General features: G+C 69.0%; 21 protein-coding genes and 2 pseudogenes. 3 read left to right on the top strand and 20 right to left on the bottom strand.

Annotated features, from left to right (window positions below):
- Positions 1 to 459: 459 nt before the first annotated feature.
- The 5 genes from CTZ28_RS40755 to CTZ28_RS49810 all read right to left on the bottom strand — a co-directional run bounded on the left by CTZ28_RS40755 (position 460) and on the right by CTZ28_RS49810 (position 3,570).
- The gene (locus CTZ28_RS40755) at positions 460 to 1,047 is read right to left on the bottom strand and encodes an SMI1/KNR4 family protein (RefSeq protein WP_121894811.1); all 588 of its coding nucleotides are present in this window, start codon (positions 1,045 to 1,047) and stop codon (positions 460 to 462) included.
- A gap of 42 nt (positions 1,048 to 1,089) precedes the next feature.
- Positions 1,090 to 1,674, bottom strand: a complete 585-nt coding sequence (locus CTZ28_RS49815) for a transposase (RefSeq protein WP_121894810.1) — start codon at positions 1,672 to 1,674, stop codon at positions 1,090 to 1,092.
- A gap of 61 nt (positions 1,675 to 1,735) precedes the next feature.
- Entirely contained in the window at positions 1,736 to 2,134 is a 399-nt protein-coding gene (locus CTZ28_RS40745; protein WP_183154844.1) for a hypothetical protein, read from the bottom strand.
- Positions 2,135 to 2,830: 696 nt separating this feature from the next.
- Positions 2,831 to 3,316, bottom strand: a complete 486-nt coding sequence (locus tag CTZ28_RS40740; protein WP_121894808.1) for a GNAT family N-acetyltransferase — start codon at positions 3,314 to 3,316, stop codon at positions 2,831 to 2,833.
- An 89-nt stretch (positions 3,317 to 3,405) separates the two neighbouring features.
- The gene (locus CTZ28_RS49810; protein WP_472926680.1) at positions 3,406 to 3,570 is read right to left on the bottom strand and encodes a winged helix-turn-helix transcriptional regulator; all 165 of its coding nucleotides are present in this window, start codon (positions 3,568 to 3,570) and stop codon (positions 3,406 to 3,408) included.
- Positions 3,571 to 3,594: 24 nt separating this feature from the next.
- Between CTZ28_RS49810 and CTZ28_RS50065 the strand changes: the two are divergent.
- Positions 3,595 to 4,225, top strand: a pseudogene (locus tag CTZ28_RS50065) (transposase); the annotation flags it as partial.
- 92 nt (positions 4,226 to 4,317) lie between these two features.
- On the opposite strand, the gene CTZ28_RS40730 reads toward CTZ28_RS50065, so the two are convergent.
- From CTZ28_RS40730 to CTZ28_RS40685, 10 genes and pseudogenes are all read right to left on the bottom strand, one after another.
- Positions 4,318 to 5,544 (bottom strand): cytochrome P450, encoded by a 1,227-nt coding sequence (locus tag CTZ28_RS40730; protein ID WP_121894837.1) that lies wholly within the window; start codon positions 5,542 to 5,544, stop codon positions 4,318 to 4,320.
- A gap of 159 nt (positions 5,545 to 5,703) precedes the next feature.
- On the bottom strand, positions 5,704 to 6,897 hold the full coding sequence (locus tag CTZ28_RS40725; RefSeq protein ID WP_121894806.1) for an NAD(P)/FAD-dependent oxidoreductase: 1,194 nt from the start codon (positions 6,895 to 6,897) through the stop codon (positions 5,704 to 5,706).
- On the bottom strand, positions 6,894 to 7,094 hold the full coding sequence (locus CTZ28_RS40720) for a ferredoxin (RefSeq protein WP_121894805.1): 201 nt from the start codon (positions 7,092 to 7,094) through the stop codon (positions 6,894 to 6,896). Before CTZ28_RS40720 ends, CTZ28_RS40725 begins: the two co-directional genes overlap by 4 nt.
- Positions 7,095 to 7,151: 57 nt before the next feature.
- Complete coding sequence (locus tag CTZ28_RS40715) at positions 7,152 to 7,496, bottom strand: hypothetical protein (RefSeq protein ID WP_121894804.1); 345 nt, start codon at positions 7,494 to 7,496, stop codon at positions 7,152 to 7,154.
- A gap of 175 nt (positions 7,497 to 7,671) precedes the next feature.
- A complete protein-coding gene (locus CTZ28_RS40710; RefSeq protein WP_121894803.1) occupies positions 7,672 to 8,367 on the bottom strand; it encodes a TetR/AcrR family transcriptional regulator in 696 nt (231 codons plus the stop codon).
- The gene (locus CTZ28_RS47490; RefSeq protein ID WP_183154841.1) at positions 8,361 to 8,507 is read right to left on the bottom strand and encodes a hypothetical protein; all 147 of its coding nucleotides are present in this window, start codon (positions 8,505 to 8,507) and stop codon (positions 8,361 to 8,363) included. The genes CTZ28_RS40710 and CTZ28_RS47490 overlap by 7 nt, the downstream gene beginning before the upstream one ends.
- A 220-nt stretch (positions 8,508 to 8,727) precedes the next feature.
- Positions 8,728 to 9,124 (bottom strand): annotated as a pseudogene (locus tag CTZ28_RS49055) (response regulator transcription factor); the annotation flags it as partial.
- A 702-nt stretch (positions 9,125 to 9,826) separates the two neighbouring features.
- On the bottom strand, positions 9,827 to 10,060 hold the full coding sequence (locus CTZ28_RS40695) for a Ku family protein (RefSeq protein ID WP_121894800.1): 234 nt from the start codon (positions 10,058 to 10,060) through the stop codon (positions 9,827 to 9,829).
- A 129-nt stretch (positions 10,061 to 10,189) separates the two neighbouring features.
- Positions 10,190 to 10,579: a hypothetical protein gene (locus tag CTZ28_RS40690; RefSeq protein WP_121894799.1), complete on the bottom strand. Its 390-nt coding sequence runs from the start codon at positions 10,577 to 10,579 to the stop codon at positions 10,190 to 10,192.
- Between the two features lie 41 nt (positions 10,580 to 10,620).
- Positions 10,621 to 11,427: an SDR family NAD(P)-dependent oxidoreductase gene (locus CTZ28_RS40685; RefSeq protein ID WP_121894798.1), complete on the bottom strand. Its 807-nt coding sequence runs from the start codon at positions 11,425 to 11,427 to the stop codon at positions 10,621 to 10,623.
- 86 nt (positions 11,428 to 11,513) lie between these two features.
- On the opposite strand from CTZ28_RS40685, the gene CTZ28_RS40680 reads away from it, so the two are divergent.
- Positions 11,514 to 12,359 (top strand): helix-turn-helix transcriptional regulator, encoded by an 846-nt coding sequence (locus tag CTZ28_RS40680; protein ID WP_121894797.1) that lies wholly within the window; start codon positions 11,514 to 11,516, stop codon positions 12,357 to 12,359.
- Positions 12,360 to 12,651: 292 nt separating this feature from the next.
- On the opposite strand, the gene CTZ28_RS40675 is transcribed toward CTZ28_RS40680, so the two are convergent.
- The 3 genes from CTZ28_RS40675 to CTZ28_RS40665 form a co-directional block, all read right to left on the bottom strand.
- Positions 12,652 to 12,996, bottom strand: a complete 345-nt coding sequence (locus tag CTZ28_RS40675) for an alpha/beta fold hydrolase (protein WP_121894796.1) — start codon at positions 12,994 to 12,996, stop codon at positions 12,652 to 12,654.
- 372 nt (positions 12,997 to 13,368) lie between these two features.
- Positions 13,369 to 14,796 carry a dihydrolipoyl dehydrogenase family protein gene (locus CTZ28_RS40670; RefSeq protein ID WP_121894795.1) on the bottom strand — a complete coding sequence of 476 codons (1,428 nt, stop codon included), beginning with the start codon at positions 14,794 to 14,796 and terminating at the stop codon, positions 13,369 to 13,371.
- Between the two features lie 13 nt (positions 14,797 to 14,809).
- Positions 14,810 to 15,370, bottom strand: a complete 561-nt coding sequence (locus tag CTZ28_RS40665; protein WP_121894794.1) for a hypothetical protein — start codon at positions 15,368 to 15,370, stop codon at positions 14,810 to 14,812.
- 109 nt (positions 15,371 to 15,479) lie between these two features.
- On the opposite strand from CTZ28_RS40665, the gene CTZ28_RS40660 reads away from it, so the two are divergent.
- On the top strand, positions 15,480 to 16,070 hold the full coding sequence (locus CTZ28_RS40660; RefSeq protein ID WP_121894793.1) for a TetR/AcrR family transcriptional regulator: 591 nt from the start codon (positions 15,480 to 15,482) through the stop codon (positions 16,068 to 16,070).
- A gap of 85 nt (positions 16,071 to 16,155) precedes the next feature.
- Here CTZ28_RS40660 and CTZ28_RS40655 read toward each other — a convergent pair whose 3' ends face one another.
- Positions 16,156 to 16,950 (bottom strand): maleylpyruvate isomerase family mycothiol-dependent enzyme, encoded by a 795-nt coding sequence (locus tag CTZ28_RS40655; RefSeq protein WP_183154840.1) that lies wholly within the window; start codon positions 16,948 to 16,950, stop codon positions 16,156 to 16,158.
- On the bottom strand, positions 16,907 to 17,578 hold the full coding sequence (locus CTZ28_RS47485) for a TetR/AcrR family transcriptional regulator (protein WP_183154839.1): 672 nt from the start codon (positions 17,576 to 17,578) through the stop codon (positions 16,907 to 16,909). The genes CTZ28_RS40655 and CTZ28_RS47485 overlap by 44 nt, the downstream gene beginning before the upstream one ends.
- Positions 17,579 to 17,755 lie beyond the last annotated feature (177 nt).

Raw genomic sequence — 17,755 nt, 5'->3', positions numbered from 1 at the left:
GGCAGATCCTCATCGAACGCCTCTGTCAGCCAACCCCTGATCGTCAAGCCGAAGCCGACCGGGAGGGGTGACGATGGACACCGCCGAGCGGACCTCAGCACGAATGGTTGATGCATCACCTTCTTTCCGGCACAGGAGCCGACTGCACGCCGCCCGACCGGCACAATCTCGCACCGCCTCTCGGGATTCACCCGCTCGACGGGCGGCTCGACGGAGTTCTGGGTCACGACGACTCCCAACCCTCCCGGGCCGGACGATGTACTCATACTCACACCCCACGAAGTACCGCCACTCCCCCGTTGACACCTCAACAGCCGGCCTGCGCAGAAGCCCACCATGTCTGATGGCTCTGTTCACGTCGCAGAGCAGCGTTTCAGCGGCAGTTCGGGAGGCAGTGCCCGCGCCGGATGTTCACGACTTCGGGTTCTGGCTCACATTCCGTGTAGCTGTTACGGAGAGTTAGATCTTCGGAGTCATGCGATGGCGGTTTGGATGGGCACGAAGTCGAGGTGAGGTGAGCTCCAGGGCGCGGTTATCGCGTCCGGCGCTCATGTGGTTGAGCCAGCGTTCGTACCAGTCGAGGAAGTCAGTGGCGGAGGAGACGTTGGGGCCCCAATAGCCGTCGCTGTTACCAATGAGGACGCGGCCGGTGAGGGGACCGGTCACCGCGATGACGCATACGTCGGTGCAGCCCATCTCGATGACGTGGAGGAAGAGGTCGCGTTCGCTTGCCCCGGGTGCTGTGCCCTCGAAGCCGCGGGGTGTCCCCGGTTCTCCGCGCGGATTCATGACCAGCAGGGAACACCGCTCCAGCGGTATAAGGCCGTAGAACGGTGCCGCGCCTGAGCCGCCGATGTGCGTGAGGAACTGCCGATAGGCGTCGGGCAGGACGATGTCGCGTTCGGCCTCGAACGCAGCGACTCGTGCCTCCGCCAGCTTCGGACCGAGGCAGAACTTGTGCTGCTCTTCCCCGAAGGAGTGGCTGCGCAGCGGTTGGAAAGGGATCGCGGCCAGCTTGCGACGCAAGCGGGGTATGCGGGGATCCATTGTGCTCTTCTTTCGTCCCCGTCACCCTATGGGTGGCTGTGGTCAGTTGGCCAGAAGAACCCTCTTCCGCCGGAGAGCGAAGCCGGCCCGGCCGAACATCTGGCGCTTGAGCATCTTGATCCGGTTGACGTGTCCTTCGATGACGCCGGAATTCCAGGGCAGGGTGAGGCCGGCGATGACGGCATCCCGGTCCCGTTCGACGCCCGCGGCGAGGGCGCGGAGACTGCGGAGGTCGTCTCGCCGGACGGCGTCGAGCCACTGTGGCAGCCGTTCGCCCTGGCGCTCGGTGAGCATCTGGGCGAAGGACCGGACGTGACCGGTGAGGGCGTCGAGTCCGGGGCAGTGGGCCAGGACGGCCTTGAACCGAAGGTGGTCGATCTCCGGGAGAGTCTCAGGTCGCCGGAGGGTCCATTTGGCGACGACCCGGGGTGACGGCGGTTGCGCTGTAATCGGGACTTGGAGAGGTCCGCTTCTCCCGGAAGTAGGCGCGACCCCCCGCTGGCAGCTGCCCTGATAGCCGAGCGGCACAATCTCCTCCCACACCTTCCATGCGTTGGTGCAGCCCTGTTCCAGCGGTAGTCCGGGTAGGGCTTGAACGCGTCGAGCTTGGACGGTCGGCCTTGCCATTGCCCGCGGAAGAGGTCCTCCAGGGTGGCTGCGTCGGCGAAGAGCTTGACGGTACGGGAGGTCATGCGGAGCTGCCGGCCGCTCGCCCTCCGGCTATGTCCGGCGGCCAGCAGTTCGTGAATGGTCGCGTGCTTGGCGCGGGTGCGGTCGGCGAATCGATGTCCGGTCGGCCACGGCGAGGCGGGGGGTCTTCGAACTTCTCCAGCTCGGGGGCAGGCTGGGCTGGACCTGGCGCCAGCGCCCTCAGGCACCCGCAGTGGTCCGCGACACAACGCTCGGCGGCTTCGCCCAGGTTGCGCCAGAGGCGCCACCTGTCCGCCACCTGCACCGCCTGGGGCGCCCCGGCAGTGGCGCCTTCGGCGAAGAAGGGTGCCCGATCGCGGCGTACCACCTCCACCGTGGGCCGCTTCACAAGCCAAGCGGCCAGACCGGAGGCTTCCCGGTCAGGCAACAGATCCACCGGCCTACGGCTTTCGCCATCGACCAGGACGGTCCCGTACGGCCTTTGCGGGTCGCGTACTCATCGACGCCAACCACGCGCGGGGCCGGAACTTCCGGGTCGGGCAAGGCTTTGATGAGCCTCAGCACCGTACTGCGGCTGATAGACACACCGAAGACTCTCGCCATGCGGGCCCCGGCTCGACCGGCGAGCGCGAGGCCGACCGCGGCCAGCGTCGACCGCAGGCGCTCGGTCCGCCGGTCGTATCAACGGGTCAGCACCGGCATCTGTTCGGCGAAAGTCCGGCGCCCACACAAGATGACCGGACAGAGGAACTGGCGGACTCGTCAACAGACAACGACCCGCCTGCCCCCACTGAGCACATCAACGGGAAATCGCAGGCAGGATCTGTGAATCCGTCGCGACCAGCTCCCGCGGCCAGGGCAATCGGACCTCACCACCATGCTCCGGGCCTCAATGCGTACCACCTCATCGGTCACGTCGACGGACAGCACAGTCACGTCCGAGATCGACGGGAACAGGTAAATCCTCCAGCCGAAGCACCACTTCGTCCACGGGCCGAGCTGTCAGCCATACCGCACTGGGGACGGATCACTTTCGGGCAGCTTCCTGAAGGCCCGCCCGCCCGATGAACGTCACTCAGCGTGGCGATCCACGGAAAGTGAGCCAGAACCCGAGAAATGACGGCGTTGAGGGTCAGCGAAGTCTCTTGGCCATCACCTGCTCCCTGGTTACGCCGTCGGGCAACAGGTCCCCAAGCTCTTCGGTCACGATGAACCCGTTGCGTCGGTAGAGGGCGATGGCTGACTCGTTGCCTGGGATCACCGCGAGCTTCAGTGTTGTGGAGCCTGATCGCAGGGCCCACGTCGTGACTGCTTCGATCAGCCGGTCTCCGACGCCGTCGCCTCGCGCCTCGGGACTGACCCACAGCGACCTGAGTTCGCTCGTCTCGCTATCTGCCGGGATACCCCTGACCATACCGACAGGCAGACGACCGCCCTGCCGCGCGACGACGTTGAAGGCGCCGGGGATGGCAAGATGAGCACGCCACTGCTCCTTGCCACCCCTGTGCCAGTCGGCAAGCCGGGCTTTGAACGCATACGGCGCATCAGTCAGGGCAGCAACACGGATCTCCTGCCACAACAGCCAGTCATCCGCCGTGATGTTCTGCAGACTCACCATGCAGTGGAGTTTGCCTCAAGTCCGGCAAATGGGCAGTCTCGCGCGCGCTACAACGCCGTGGTGTGACGAATCGGCGATGCGCGCCTTCGTCAGGCAGCGGCGATGCCCCAACGGCAAGCCCAGGGAACCAGCGGTACGAGAACGCGCACCCGCTCGTTTCCGCTCTGGGGCAGGGTGTATCTGATCTGCACCGGGTGCGATGCGATGGCCTCCCGAGCTACCGGCTTGTGCTTCTCCAGCAACCGCAACCGCACGGCGAGCAGACACGCTGAGATGCCATCGGCCTGCGCCAGGTGGCGGTGCACCTGGCGGCGGCCTCCGCGACGACGAAGGTGAGCATCGATCCGGCCCGGTATCTCCCGGCGGACTGGGCTGCGGACGGGGAACGCCGCGAGGTCGCCGGAGTGCCGGAGGAGATCGCCTTCGCGACGAAGCCGCAGCAGGCGCTGGCCATGGTCACCGACGCGTTCGCCGCCGACCTGCAAGCCCACTGGTTCGCGGGCGACGAGGCGTAGTGCGGGCGCGAACTACGCCGGGGCATACGGGCGCTGGGGCTCGGCTACACCATTGGCACCGCCACCACCTACCAGATCATCGACGGGATCGGACGCCGGTGAGAGGCCCGCAAAATGATCCACAAGGTGCGGCCCGGGCAATGGATGCGTCGGCAGACCGGACACGGCACCAAGGGCACCCGCGAGTACGACTGGGCCTGGCTCGATGTCCGCCCCGACGACGCTCCCGACGCGAACCGGAACGAGAAGGGCCCGGGACGAGTGTGCTGGTCGCGCGGCGGCACCGTGACACCGGCGAGGTGTCCTACTTCCGCTGCTGAGCCCCGGCGACGTCTCGCTCGACACGCTGGCGGAAGTGATCTGTCGCAGGTGGATCGAGGAAACCTTCCAGCTCACCTAGGGTTTCACGGGTTCTGCCGCTGTTTCTGGCGAGACGGCGCGATGCCTTCGGTGGCATCGCGCCGTCGCTGTTCTTCCGGGCCGCCGTTACCAGGTGACGGGCAGCTCGTGGAGGCCGTAGATCACCGCGTCGTACTTGAACTTCACGTCCTGGAGCGGGACGGCCGCACGGAGGGTGGGGATGCGGCGGAAGAGAGTCGGGTAGATCACCTGGAGTTCGAGGCGCGCGAGCGGCTGGCCCACGCAGTGGTGGGTGCCGCCGCCGAACGCCTGGTGCAGGTGGGCGTTGCGGGTGATGTCGAGCCGGTCCGGTTCTGCGAACACTTCGGGGTCCCGGTTGGCCAGTTCGCCGAGCAGGATGACGCCGTCACCGGCGGGGATGGTGTGCCCGGCGATCTCGATGTCCTCCAGCGCCGTGCGACGGCGCCCCAGGTGCACGATGGAGAGGTAGCGCAGCAGCTCCTCGACCGCGTTCACGACGACCTGGGGGTCCTCGGCGTCCCGGATCATCTCCAGCTGCTCGGGGTGCTGGAGTAGCGTCAGGGTGCCCAGGCTGATCATGTTGGCGGTGGTCTCGTGGCCGCCGAGCAAGAGCAGCACACCCATGGTGGCGGCCTCGCGGGCGGTGAGTTGCCCCGACTGCACCTGCGCGCCGAGCTTGGAGATCAGGTCGTCGCCCGGCTCGGCGATCTTCTGTGAGATGAGGTCGTTCAGATAGTCGGCGAGCGCCGTGTGCGCCGCGCCGCGCTCTTCTCCGGTCGCGGTGGCGGAGACCAGCACCTTGCTGTTCGTCTGGAAGAACTCGTGGTCCTCGTAGGGCACCCCGAGCATCTCGGAGATCACCAGGGACGGCAGCGGCAACGCCAGGGACTGGACGAGGTCGGTGGGGTTGGGGCCGGCCAGCATCCGGTCGATGAAGTCGTCCGCGATGCGCTGCACCGCCGGGCGCATCGCCTCGACCCGCTTGATGGTGAAGGTACCGCTGATCATGCGGCGCAGCCGGAGATGCTCCGGGTCGTCCATGCCGACGAAGCTGAGATCGGTGGCGCCCCCATGGCTGTGCTGGGGATCGATGGGACTGGGGAAGTTGGGCGCGGCGAAGTTGACGCTGAGGCGTGGGTCCGTCAGCAGTTTCTTCTGCTCCGCGTGACCGGTGACGGCCCACGGAGTCGAACCGCCCCAGGAACGCACCCTGGTCACCGGACCGTGATCAGCGAGGGCCTGCAACTCCGGGGACGGCGCGAAGGGGCACACTGCGGAACGGGGCGGCGGGAACGCGGGAATGGTGTCGCTTGTCTTGCTCTGTGCAGTCATCATTGGCCTCCGGGACGTGGGGGAAAGAGACGCTTGCGCGGGTCGGGGCGGCTGCGGCCTACGGCAGGCCGACCTGGGAGCTTCAGGGGGCGGGGGCGGGGGCGGACACGGACCGTGCCCGGCCGGGTCGGGTGGCTTGAGTGCCGTGTCCGGCCGGTATCAGGGGGTGACGGGCTGCCGGGGCCGCGTGTAATAGTCCACCAGGTCGGCGCGCTGTACACGGGCCTGCTTGGGCATGTTCCAGCCGAGGACGCACTCGGGTCCCAGCGGGCCTTCGAGGCGGACCACGAAGCGCCCGTCGACGGGGTCGCCCTCGACGACTTCTGCCTGGGCGACGGGCGAGGCGATGCCGTGGACTTGAAGCTTGACATCGAACTGGTCGGTCCAGAAGTACGGGACGGGCAGATAGGGCTTGCCGTTGCCGAGGATGTCCGCAGCGACGACGAGGCCCTGCTCGGACGCGTTGGTCCGGTTCTCCAGACGCACGGGGCGCCCCAGCCCTTGGTGGTGCCAGCGCGCCACGTCCCCCACCGCCCAGACGCCCGGAGCCGCCCGGCAGTGGGCGTCGCAGACAACGCCGTTGTCCAGGTTCAGGCCGCTGTTCCCCAGCCAGTCCGTGGCCGGAACACAACCGACCGCCGTGACCACGACGTCCGCTTCCAGCTCCGTGCCGTCGCTGAGCCGCAGACCGGTGACCGCACCGCCCTGAGTGTGCAGGGCGTCCAGCAGTACACCGCCGCGCAGCTCGACGCCGTTGCGCAGATGGAGGTCGGCGAGGTGACCGGCGACCAGGGGGCCGAGCTGCTCGGTCATCGGTGCCGCCTGCGGCCCGACCAGGGTCACGTCCAGGCCCATCTGCCGCGCGGTCGCCGCGGTCTCCGCCCCCAGCACGCCGTCACCGATGACGACGACCCGACGCGCGGAGAGCAGATCGGCCCTCAACGCTGCGGCGTCCTCCAGGTTTCTGACCACGTGGGTACCGCGTACCCCGCGCTGATCGGGCAGGGTCCGAGCGGTGACACCGGTCGCGATGACTACGGCGTCCGCGGTGAGGGTACGCCCGGACGCGGTGGTGACCTCGCGGCTGTCGGCGTCGAAGCCGACTGCGGGGTCGCCGAGGACGAACTCCGCGTCCAGCGCTGCCAGGGCCTGCGTGGAACGCAGCTGGGCGCGCTCCGGCTCCCAGGCCCCGCTCAGGACTTGCTTCGACAACGGTGGCCGGTCGTAGGGCAGTTCGCGCTCCGCGCCGAGCAGGGTCAGGGTTCCGGTGAAGCCCTTGCGGCGCAGTGCCTCGGCCGTCGTCAGACCCGCGGCCGAGGCTCCGACGACCAGAACGCTTCGTACGGCAGTCATGCGTTGTCGTCCAGGTGGATGCAGGCGGCGGGGCAGACGGCGGCGGCCTCACGGACCTGCTCGTGCTGGTCCTCCGCGGGGGCGGCGTCGAGCAGGATGACGATGCCGTCGTCGTCGCGCTGGTCGAAGACCTCAGGGGCGATCAGCACGCACTGTCCGGCGCCGCAGCACTTCTCTTCCTCGACGGTGATCTTCATGGTTCTCCTCGTGTTTCGGTGGGGGGGACAGAGGCCGGACCCGGCGGGTGGGCTGGATCAGGCACTCAGGCTCGGCAGGTTCCGGTGGCCGTTGACCAGACCGCCGGCGGTGCCGAGCGAGACAAGGGCGAGCAGGACGCTGATGGTCAGATCGCGGCCGGTTTCGCCGAGGACGCGGAAGTACGCGTCGGCGGTGCCGTTGAACAGGAACCAGAGCACGGGCTTCTTTGCCAGGGCTCGCTCGGCCTGGAGGGTGCGGGTGACGCGCCGGCCCGCCAGGAGGCTGACGGCCAGGCCGCCGTAGGGGGCGGCGGTCGCCTGCTCTCCGTCGAGGAACTCGCCGGAGACCGCACCGAACAGCAGCCCGAGGACGAGCAGAGTCCAGTGGGCGACGCGTGACAACGGTGCTTCATGTCGGGTCTCACTGTCGGTCCGTTCTCTTGCCTCCAGCTTCGTGCGGGCCGGACGGCGGGACGAGAGAGCGGCCACCCCAGCCGCGGGTGTAGCCCGCTACACCCTGGTCGGCGGCGACATCGCTGCCGCGGCCGGGCGGAGGCGTCTGCGGGGACGCCCCCGTTCATGGGCTGGGTACTTCATCGGCGCCTCCGGTGAGGTGAGTCGTGGGGGCGGTGAGCAGTCCCACCAGCGCGTCCTCAAGGGCCGTCGCGGTGCGCGGCCAGGAGGCGCCGGGCTCGGCCGTGCCGTCAGCGAGGGCCCGTTCGTGCTCCGCGCAGGTGTGGGTGATCAGGTGGCGGGCCATGTGTCCGCGCTCGCGGCGCACGTCCGCGGAGAGGGTGGACTCCAGGCATCTTCCCAGGCCGAGCAGGGTCTGCCAGAGGCTGTCGCGGGTGAGCGACTCGTCGGTGACCAGGGCTCGTATCAGGGGGTCGGTGAGCACCTGCACGGCGAACCGCGCGTGCCAGGACGGCACACCGAGGGTGTCCAGGTGCTCGGTCACGGGGCGGACCAGGCAGCGGACCCACTGCCGCACGTCGTCGCTGCCGCCGGCGTCCTCCACGTACCGCTGGCGGATGGCGTCGACGTGTGCGGCGTGCCTGGTCATGATGGCACGCACCAGCGCCGCCTTGCTGCCGAAGTGGTAGCTGACGACGGTGGTGTTGGCCTGCCCTGCGGCCTCGCCGATCTGCCGGTTGGAGACGCTCGAAAGACCGTGCTCGGCGTACAGGCGCTCGGCCGCCGCCATGATCGCCTCGCGGGTCCCGGCCCCGCGAGGGGATCTGCGCTCCGTCAGATCCGTGGTGTCGTTCACCATGTCACCGGCACTTCGCGCAACGGAGTGGTCAACATGCTCTCCTCACACCGCAGTTCACCGGCTCCGACGGCCGGCAGCACGTCGCGGTGCCGCGTCAGGAGCATCGCCTGATCACCGCTGGGAAAGGTCACCGGGGCCACGGGACGCTCCTTTCGGAGTTCCGCCCACTCCTTCGGGGCGAGAGCGCCCCGGTGGGAGTGAACGGGTACTGCTGGGGTTTCGCAGAGCTCGGCTGACTCATGCCGTCTCCTCCGATCAGTCGCGCGCCTACTTAATCCCGAGCACTCCCTTTAAATCAACCGACTGACTTAATTGCATGGGTAGATGGGCCGGAAACGCGTCTTCCTGCCTGACAGGTGGTCAACCGTGCTGGGTGGAGCTGCTGTTGAGGTAGGCCAGAACAGCGAGGACGCGCCGGTGGCTGTTGGCCGGACCACGGGGGCCAGCTTGAGGAAGACGTTGTCGATGCGCTTGCTCACGGAGCGTTCGGTGATGACCAGCGTGGTGGCGATCGTGCCGTTGTCGACGCCCTGCACCTGAGCTTGAGCACCTCGCGCTCGCGCGGGGTGAGCGTGTCGACCAGCGTGCCGCGGCGGAGAGTGAGCAGCTCGGTGACGGGCTCTGGGTCGAGGACCGTGCCGCTGGCCACGACGCGTTCCAGCGTGCCGAGAAACTCCTCGACCGGGCTGACGCGGTCCTCCAGCATGTAGCCGACCCTGCCCACGGCCGCGCCGTCGACCAGGAGTTCGGCGGCATACGGCCGGCGAGGTGGAGGCTTGCGGGGCTTGGCCTGCTGTGGTGTATGTCCCCGGTCGACCGGCCACAGTGGTGGTGCGGAATACGGCTGCTCCAGTCGCGGCGATGGGCGCCGTAGCGGGCACACGTGGGCCGTTCAAGGGCATGACTCGACAAAGCCGCAGGTCAGATCGGGTGAATCGGCGTGCTCAGGGATGGATGCTGAGGGTACGCCGACATCCGGTGCCAACGCGGCCCAGCCGGCCCTGTGTACGGAGTCGTGTCACACCCTCGACGTCGGCGAGCAGGACTTGCGCGGCTAACCCCACGCTCCCCCACGCTTCGGCACTGTCAGATCCGCTGCCCGCGCCACAAGGGCTGGGACTGCTGCACGCCCCGCCCCGCAGGCGCATCCGGCGCGTCTGCCCTCCGCACCCGAAGGACCCGACATGATCACCTTCCGCCGCATTCTCACCTGGACCGCTACGCCCGCCGGCGTGGGAGCGGCGCTCCTGGTCGGTAGGACCTACCCAGGCGGATGGGGCGTTGCCGCTCTCGTAGCGGTGGCCGGCGCCGTCATCAGCACGATCGCGGCCCTTCTCCCGCAGGAGTCCGAGCACCGGCGTGACGTGTGGCGGGCCTGGTTCCACCACCGGGAGCGGATGGCGCGTCTGCGGCTTGCTGCCGTCGAAGCCCGTTCCGGCAGCACGAGGCGTGCGGATGATCACGAACCGTCCGGTTGACCGCGGGCGGCGCGGGCATCGCGTACCGACTGCTGGAGTGCACCCATCAGGTCCACCAGTTGCACGCGCCGGGCCGGCTCGCGGGCGTGGAGCTTGGCGTCGACCAGGGCGGCGAGGGCGTCGACGTAGTGGTCGGTCAGGTCGGGGATCTCGGCGGGCGAGTCGACGCTGCGGACCACGTTGAGGGCCACGGCATCGTGCAGGGGGCGGAGCATGCCGAGCCGTTCCCGGTCTCCCCGGACGGCGAAGTCGAGGACTCAGCCGATCCGTGGTCGTCATGGCGCGCTGCGCGCATGCAGGTTCCTCTCTTCATGTGAACTCAGGTGAGCATGGCCGCAGCGTCGCTACCCCCGGGGCCACCACCGCCGCACGGCATCCACCGTGGAATCGGGGCCGGTGTTGAAACAGAGCACTGCCTTGGGGGCGTAGGTCCGGGCGACGTTGATGAGCTTCTCGAACAGCGGCGTCATCGACGGCTCCAGGCGCACTCCGCCGCCGAACACGATGATGTCGTAGTGCCTCTGGCTCACGACGGCACGGAACTGCTCCTCGGCGTGATCACTCCGGTCGAGCAGGCAGGTCTCGAAGTCGAGGCCCAACTCGGCCAGCTCGACGGCAGCGGCGTCCAGTCCCGCCTGGACCTGCGCCGAGTCGACGGTCGGGAATGCTGTGCTGGGCGCATCGGGGTCGCCGACGACTCGGGGGGCGAGACCCACGTTCAGCACGATGCTCATGAAATGTCCTCTCGGGGATCGTTTCGGGACGCGCGGGCCGTTCAGCCGGCGACGCTGCCGCCGCCGTCGACGGGGAGCACAACGCCCGTGACCATCGCGGCGCGATCGCTGAGCAGCCAGGCCGCCGCCTCGGCCACCTCTCGGGGCTCAACCATGCGCCCGAGCGGGACGGCGGCACCGACCGCCGCGATCGTTCCGGGCTGCGCGGCCTCCCACTGGTTCCACATGTCCGTGAGCGTTCCGCCCGGCGCGAGAGCGTTCACGCGGATGCCCTCGCGGGCCCACGTCACCGCGGCCGTCTCAGTCAGGCTGTTCAGGGCACGCTTGATCGCGCTGTAGGCCGGGAGGTCGGTGCTCTGCCGCAGACCGCCGAGGCTCGAGGTGTTCACGATCGCGCCGCCGCCGATCGCGCGCATCGCCTCGGGCTGCGCCTTCATCGCCGTCCACTGTCCGCGGAAGTTAACGGTGGCCTGTGCGTCGATGTCCTCCTCCGAGGTGACATCCAGCGGGCCGGGCTGCTGCGGAGCGCCGGCGTTGTTGAACGCCCCGTCGAGTCGCCCGTAGAGCTTCGCCGCGCGCGCTACGCCCGCCCAGGTGCTGTCCGCGTCGGCGAGGTCGAAGACGACCGCGTCGGCGATGCCGCCCGCGGCACGAATCCCGTCCACGACGCGCTGCAGGGCCGTCTCGTCACGCGCGGCGAGGACGACCTCGGCTCCCTCCTCCGCGAACAGGCTCGCAGCGGCCGCGCCGATCCCGCGGCTCGCGCCGGTGACCAGGATGACCTTGCCGTCGAGCAGCCCGCCCTTCGAAGCGGGAGCCGATTCGTCGATTGCTGTCTGGTCTGTCATGTCCGCCAGCCTCGTCGCGGCCCCGCGCGATAGGCAGGCACAGCCTGTACCCGGCTACGCAAGCCCCGGGAGAGCACACTGGATTCATGGACAAGCAGGAGCTTGGTGACTTCCTCCGCAGTCGGCGTGAGCGCCTGCGCCCTTCCGACGTCGGCCTCGCCTACGGTGCCCGACGCCGCACTCCGGGCCTTCGCCGCGAGGAGGTCGCCGTCCTTGCCCACATCTCCACCGAGTACTACACCCGCCTCGAACAGGGTCGGGCACCCCGGCCGTCCAGCGAGGTGCTCGCCGGTATCACCGACGCCCTGTTGCTCACCGATGCGGAGGCCACACACCTGCATGATCTGGCGGGTACAGCGCGGAAGAGCGCCGCGACGCACGACCGGACCGTGAGGGCAAGCATCGTCTCCTTGATCGACCGACTGCCCGGCGCGGTGGGTGTCGTCCTGTCCGCCGCGTTCGAGATCATCGCCTGGAACGACCTCGGGGTGGCACTTCTCGGCGACCTTGCCGGTGCGACTCCCGCAGATCGCAACCTCGCCCGGCGTGCCTTCCTGCCCGAGGTGGCTCGAAAGACCCGTTCCGACGTCGCCGACATGACCGAGTTCCGCCCCCACGTCGTCAGCCAGCTCCGCACCGCCGCGGCCCGTTACGCCGACGACCCCGTGATCCGCGACCTCGTCGCCGAACTCCGCGCGAACAGTGAGGACTTCGACCGGCTCTGGCAGCGCCACGACGTCCAGCCCAAGCCCATCATCACCAAGACGTTCCGGCACCCCGAGGTCGGCCCGATCACCGTGGACTGCGACACCCTCCTGCTCCCGGACCGGGATCAGCAGCTCGTCCTCTTCACAGCCAGACCTGGATCGAGCGACGCCGAGACACTCGAACTGCTACGGATCATCACCTCTGGATCGCTGGCCCCTGGCTGAGCCGGGAGGCGACAGGAGTCGCTCGGATACGCCGGATCGAGGCATCGAACTGGCCTTGCTGTAGGGGGTGAGGGCGTGGAGTGTGGCAAGGTCGTGCTCGGGGTGGAGGCCGGCGATCACGCCGGAGTGGTACGCCAAGCAGCGAGCCCACCGTCCCTTGGTTGGCAAGGTCCCGCAGGGTCCATTCCGAGCACCCGGAGCGGGTGCACCAGCCGGTCGAATTCCGCGAAGGCGAGATCGAAAGCTTCGAGCAACTGTTGTTCCACAGGCCCATGCGCCACGGTCGGTCCGGTCAGGATGTCCTCGACCTGAGCCGGTCGAGCTTGTCGCCCAGGCTTCCGGCGCCGATCGAGATGTGTCCGTGGCCGCCCTCGACATGAGCACGGACGGTCGGCACATGCCGGGCCAGCCACTGCCCGTGCGCGACCGGCACCATCCGATCGAGGGCACCGTGCCACAAATCAACGGGAACGGCGATGTCACCTGGGTCGAATCCCCACGGTGTCGTCAGCGCGTGAAGGTCCTCGAGCCATCCGTCCTCCCCAGCCGCAAGTCCGTGGTTCATGTGCGCGGCGTTGTCCGCGCCGTAGGCACCGGTGAGCGCGGCGGCATCCACCTCGGGGAGCAGACTCGCCATCCCTGCGGCGAGGTCGGCAGGGTCGCCGCGGCGGTGCCGGCAACCGTACGCCCAGGTGCCGGGGTCGACGCGCCATAGCCTGCGCGGGAGTACGTGACAACGCCGAACCCCCTGTCAGTGACCGAGCCGTGGGCGGAGTCCATGGGCACCGCCGAACCTGGCATGCCATGGTGGAAGAGAACGACCGGTCCATGGTCGGGACCGTGTACGGCGAACTCGAGAACACGGCCCTCCCCCAGGCGCAGCAACTCCAGCGCCCTGCCCTCAGAACCGCCGTCCTCGTACCGACTCGTGGAATCACAATGGCCCCTGCCTTCTCTGCCGCCCTCTTGCCCCGTCGCGGTCGCCTGGGGAGGAGGAAACATCGGACGGTCAGCGGCCGTATGCTTCCAGCAGCCGCAGCCACACCTCGCTGACGGTCGGGAACGCCGGGACCGCGTGCCACAGCCGGTCGAGTGGGACCTCGCCGACGACCGCGATCGTCGCGGCGTGCAGCAGTTCCGCGACATCGGGCCCGACGAGTGTGAAGCCGACGATCACCTTGCGGTCCTCGTCGACGACCATGCGGGCGTGCCCCTGGTATCCGTCGGCGTGAAGGGCCGATCCCGCGACGGCACCCAGGTCGTGGTCGACGACGCGGATGCGCAGCCCGGCCGCCTCGGCCGCGGCCGCGGTCAGTCCCACCGACGCGATCTCCGGTTCGGTGAAGACCACTTGAGGCACCGCACGCTCGTCAGCGGTGGCCACGTGGCGGCCCCACGGTCTGTCGTCGACCGCTTCGCCCTTGGCGCGCGCCACGATGACATCACCCACGGCACGGGCCTGGTACTTGCCCTGGTGGGTCAGCAGTACGCGCCGGTTGACGTCACCAGCCGCATACAGCCACCCGTCAGCCAGCGGCGCCCCGTCTTCTCCGAGCACCCGCAGCGTGTCGTCCACCGTGAGCCAGGCACCCTGCGTCAGACCGACGGCGCCGAGGCCGATGTCCCGGGTGTTCGGCGTGCGGCCGATCGCGACGAGGACCTCGTCGGCTTCGATGTGCTCGCCGGTGGTGAGCGTGATGTGCACCGTACCGTCACCGTCACGTTTCACGGCCCCAGCCTCCGCACCGACGAGCACCGAGACACCGGCTTCCCGCAACGACTCGGTGACGCGCTCTCCGACGAACGGCTCCGCGAGCGGTAGGACACCGTCGCGGGCCAGCATCGTCACAGAAGATCCCAGGGCGGCGAACGCCGTCGCCATCTCCGACGCCACGACGCCGCCGCCGATGACGGCGAGCCGGCCGGGAACCGCGCTCGCAGCGGCCGCTTCCCGGCTGCTCCACGGGTCTGCCTCGCGCAGACCAGGGATGTCCGGCAGCAGCGCCGCGCTGCCCGTCGCGATCACCACCGCGTGCTTCGCAGTCAGCAACGTCTCGGCACCAGCCTCATCGGTGACCTCGACGACCCGGTCGGAGCTGATCCGTCCCTGGCCCCGGTACAGCGTGATCCCAGCCGAGTTGAGCCAAGACACCTGCCCGTCGTCCTTCCAGTGCGAGGAAAAGGAGTCACGACGACGGAGCACAGCCGGGACGTCCAGGTCACCGGTCACCGCCTCACGCGCTCCCGGCACCTGTCGGGCCGCCCGGAGCGCGGCCGTGCTCCGCAGCAGTGCCTTGGTCGGCATGCAGGCCCAGTAGGAGCACTCGCCACCGACCAGTTCCCGCTCGACGATGGCGGCGGTCAGCCCGCCCTGCACCACCCGGTCGGCCACGTTCTCCCCGACCGGACCCGCGCCGATCACGATGACGTCGTACATGTGGCTGTCCGTGTCAGCTCTCCTTGGCGGCGCGACCCAGACGCAGGGCCGAGACCAGGAAGAAGATGCCGCCCGGGATGGCGTAGCCGATCGCGCTGGCGAGCGTCGGCTTGTCCGCCCCGGCCGACGCAATGAACGACCCACCGGCCAGGACCGAGATACCGCCGCTGAGGATCATCGGCCACTGGCCACCCAGCTTGCGACGGGGAACAGCCACGATCAGCTGGACCAGCCCGGACACGATCGCCCAGGCCCCCCACACGCGCAACACCGCCGGAATACCGGACGCAGAGGCGATGCCCACGCTGACGGCCGCGACCAGACTGACCGCCATGTTCACGTAGAGCAGCACCGGCGATCCCGTGGTGCGCGACGCGTTCGCGTCGACGACGGCCGCACCCACGTCGAACAGCGGATACAGCACGAGCAGCACAATCGCGACCGGACTGAGCTCCGCCGCCATCGTGAACATCACGAGGGCCCAGACGATGGCAAACGCGAACCGGACGAAGTACAGCCGCCGCAGGGCAGAGGCGGTCCCGGCGGTACCGGACGGAGCAGCAATGGCGCTCACGGTGATCCCTTTCGATCAGTCTTCTGGAAGAAAGAACGTTCTGTTCCGTAGGTTGGCAAGAGCATCGCAGCTTGTCAAGACCGAACGTTCTACCCGTTAGGATGGCCGCATGGTGCGCAGCGAATCCGAGAGCCGGCCGTCCGAAGCCCGGTCCCGGCTCCTCAGGACGGCCGGCCGGGTGTTCTACGCGGAAGGGATCCACGCCGTCGGCGTCGACCGCATCGTCGCGGAAGCGCAGGTGACACGGGCCACCTTCTATCGCCACTTCCCCAGCAAGGAGACCCTTGTCGTCGCCTACCTGAACGAGGCCGACCAAGCCATGCGCGGCCAGGCCGACGCGGCCGTCGCCGCCGGGCTTCCGGCCGCCGACACCATCCGGACCCTCAGTGCGTACATCGCCGAGGGCATCCGGTCCCCCGGCTTCCGAGGGTGCGCCTTCCTCAACGCCGTCGCCGAGTACCCCGAGCCCGATCACCCGGTGCACCTGGCCGTCCTCGCGCACCGCCAATGGTTCCTCGACACCGTCACCGGGCTCCTGGCCAAGATCCGGGAGAAACCCGCCGAACCCGCCGCCCGCCACTTCGTGATGATGCGCGACGGCGCGATGGCCGCCGGCTGTCTCTTCGACCCGGAACTGGTGTGCGAAACCTTCCTACTCGGAGTCGAAGGACTCCTCAAAGCCCACGCCGCACCCTCCTGAACACGGTCCCGGCCTCACGGGCGGTACGTCGCCGAGCGCGAGCACCGGACGTCTTCGGCGTGACGGCCGGCCGCAGTACGGGTGTTCAGAACACGACCCGGGCGCGACGGGCGGCTGCCAGGGCCTGCTCGGATCCGGACACCAGTTCCAACGGCACATCGGGGTCGCGTCCGGCCAGAGCGCGCAGATAGGTGACGGCGTCCGCGCGGACGACCGCCGTCGGCTCGCCAGGGCCGATCAGCCACCTGCCGCCCGCGGGCCCGGTGAGTTCCAGCGCGAAGGGCGCCTCGGACCAGGTCAGGGCCAGGTCGCGGACGGCCTGTTCGACGATGTGCCGGTCGTGGTCGCCCACCGCGAAGGACTGCCCGGTGGCCCGTGCCAGGTCGAGGCGGTGCATCCACAGGTCACGGTTGTAGATGGTGTCGAGGAGATGGCCGACAGACATCCGCGGCGCCGTGGACAGGCCGCTTTCGATCGTGGCGCGGCGCATCAACGCCGGCCGGCGCCCACGGGCCCGTACGGCGCGGGGCCACAGCAGTGCGAACTGCGCGACCAGCGCCGGTCCGGACGCGGCGGTGTGGTCGGCGACCTGCGCCGCCATATGGGCGTCGACGGGGCCTTTGCCCGAGTGGCGGCGCCTTCCCGTGATCTCCCGGCGCAGCATGGTGGGCAGGCTGATGATGTCCTCGCACTGGGCGACGAGGTGGGAGACCAGGGTTCGGACGTCCCATTCCACGCAGTCGGTGGGACGCTGCCAGTCCTCGTCGCCGAGCTGTTGGAGTACGTTGATGGCCGCCCGGCCCTCTGCCTCGCCGACCAGGGCCGACCGGTCACGGTCAGTCTGCGGCAGGCGTGCGGCGTCCACGTAGGTCTGAGTCATCGGACTCGCTCTCCTCGGGGGCGTAGAAGTGGAAGAACATGTCCACTGCCGTCGGTGTGAGCCGGGTGAAGCGGCCCTCCTGGACCGGTGCGGACGGCTCGTTGGCGAGCTGCTGACTGATGACGCCGGCCGTGAGAGAGGTGTACAGGGCCACTCCGTCCTCGTCGGCGCCCGCGGGCGAGAGCTGTCCGGCATGCACGGCCGCCCGCAAGGCGGCGCGCAGGAGTTCCAGCTGCCGCACCGCGGGTTCGAAGGCCCGGGGGGTCGGTTCGAATCCGGGTACGGGCCGCCAGTACAGCAGTTGCGCCAGTACCGGATGGGCCATCGCCCAGGCGACGGTGGCCTGCTGGCCTGCCAGGAGCGCGCCGCGCGGATCGCGGGACAGCTCGGCCCGGTAGGGCTCCAGGACGCCGACCGTCTCGCGCATTCCCCGCTCGAAGAGGGCATCGTAAATGGCCGTTTTGGACGGAAAGTACTGGTAGAGCGAAGGCGGCCGCATCCCCATACGCCGGGCGGTCTCGGCCATGCTCAGCCCGGCCACGCCTTCTTCGGCCATGACCTCGAGCGCGGTGTCCAGGATCTCCCGCACGGTTTCGTTGCGCCGGAGCTGCCTCCGATCCTCTCTCATGCTCTTAGGAAACCCTAATGGTCGTAGGAGAGTCAATGGTGCGTCGGAAACAGGGCCCGGGCATACGCGCCGGCGCAGCCGACAGGGGGCAGGAGGCGTATCAGGCGCACGGTGGCTGCCCGGAGGCTGTGCGTGTCGCCACCGTGCACCGCGCCGGCCCCGGCCGCTCCCACCTCC

The organism is Streptomyces shenzhenensis (assembly GCF_003688995.1).
Lineage (GTDB): Bacteria > Actinomycetota > Actinomycetes > Streptomycetales > Streptomycetaceae > Streptomyces > Streptomyces shenzhenensis_A.
This window is presented reverse-complemented; position numbering and strand designations above follow the sequence as displayed.

Bases quoted from the DNA above. Each gene is read 5' to 3' on its own strand.
- CTZ28_RS40740 (WP_121894808.1), bottom strand. From the start codon at position 3,316: ATGGTGAGTCTGCAGAACATCACGGCGGATGACTGGCTGTTGTGGCAG.
- CTZ28_RS49815 (WP_121894810.1), bottom strand. From the start codon at position 1,674: ATGGCAAGGCCGACCGTCCAAGCTCGACGCGTTCAAGCCCTACCCGGA.
- CTZ28_RS40755 (WP_121894811.1), bottom strand. From the start codon at position 1,047: ATGGATCCCCGCATACCCCGCTTGCGTCGCAAGCTGGCCGCGATCCCT.
- CTZ28_RS40730 (WP_121894837.1), bottom strand. From the start codon at position 5,544: ATGACTGCACAGAGCAAGACAAGCGACACCATTCCCGCGTTCCCGCCG.
- CTZ28_RS40725 (WP_121894806.1), bottom strand. From the start codon at position 6,897: ATGACTGCCGTACGAAGCGTTCTGGTCGTCGGAGCCTCGGCCGCGGGT.
- CTZ28_RS40710 (WP_121894803.1), bottom strand. From the start codon at position 8,367: ATGGTGAACGACACCACGGATCTGACGGAGCGCAGATCCCCTCGCGGG.
- CTZ28_RS40680 (WP_121894797.1), top strand. From the start codon at position 11,514: ATGGACAAGCAGGAGCTTGGTGACTTCCTCCGCAGTCGGCGTGAGCGC.
- CTZ28_RS40685 (WP_121894798.1), bottom strand. From the start codon at position 11,427: ATGACAGACCAGACAGCAATCGACGAATCGGCTCCCGCTTCGAAGGGC.
- CTZ28_RS47485 (WP_183154839.1), bottom strand. From the start codon at position 17,578: ATGAGAGAGGATCGGAGGCAGCTCCGGCGCAACGAAACCGTGCGGGAG.
- CTZ28_RS40695 (WP_121894800.1), bottom strand. From the start codon at position 10,060: ATGCTCCGCCCCCTGCACGATGCCGTGGCCCTCAACGTGGTCCGCAGC.
- CTZ28_RS40675 (WP_121894796.1), bottom strand. From the start codon at position 12,996: ATGGCGAGTCTGCTCCCCGAGGTGGATGCCGCCGCGCTCACCGGTGCC.
- CTZ28_RS40670 (WP_121894795.1), bottom strand. From the start codon at position 14,796: ATGTACGACGTCATCGTGATCGGCGCGGGTCCGGTCGGGGAGAACGTG.
- CTZ28_RS40720 (WP_121894805.1), bottom strand. From the start codon at position 7,094: ATGAAGATCACCGTCGAGGAAGAGAAGTGCTGCGGCGCCGGACAGTGC.
- CTZ28_RS40690 (WP_121894799.1), bottom strand. From the start codon at position 10,579: ATGAGCATCGTGCTGAACGTGGGTCTCGCCCCCCGAGTCGTCGGCGAC.
- CTZ28_RS40655 (WP_183154840.1), bottom strand. From the start codon at position 16,950: ATGACTCAGACCTACGTGGACGCCGCACGCCTGCCGCAGACTGACCGT.
- CTZ28_RS40660 (WP_121894793.1), top strand. From the start codon at position 15,480: ATGGTGCGCAGCGAATCCGAGAGCCGGCCGTCCGAAGCCCGGTCCCGG.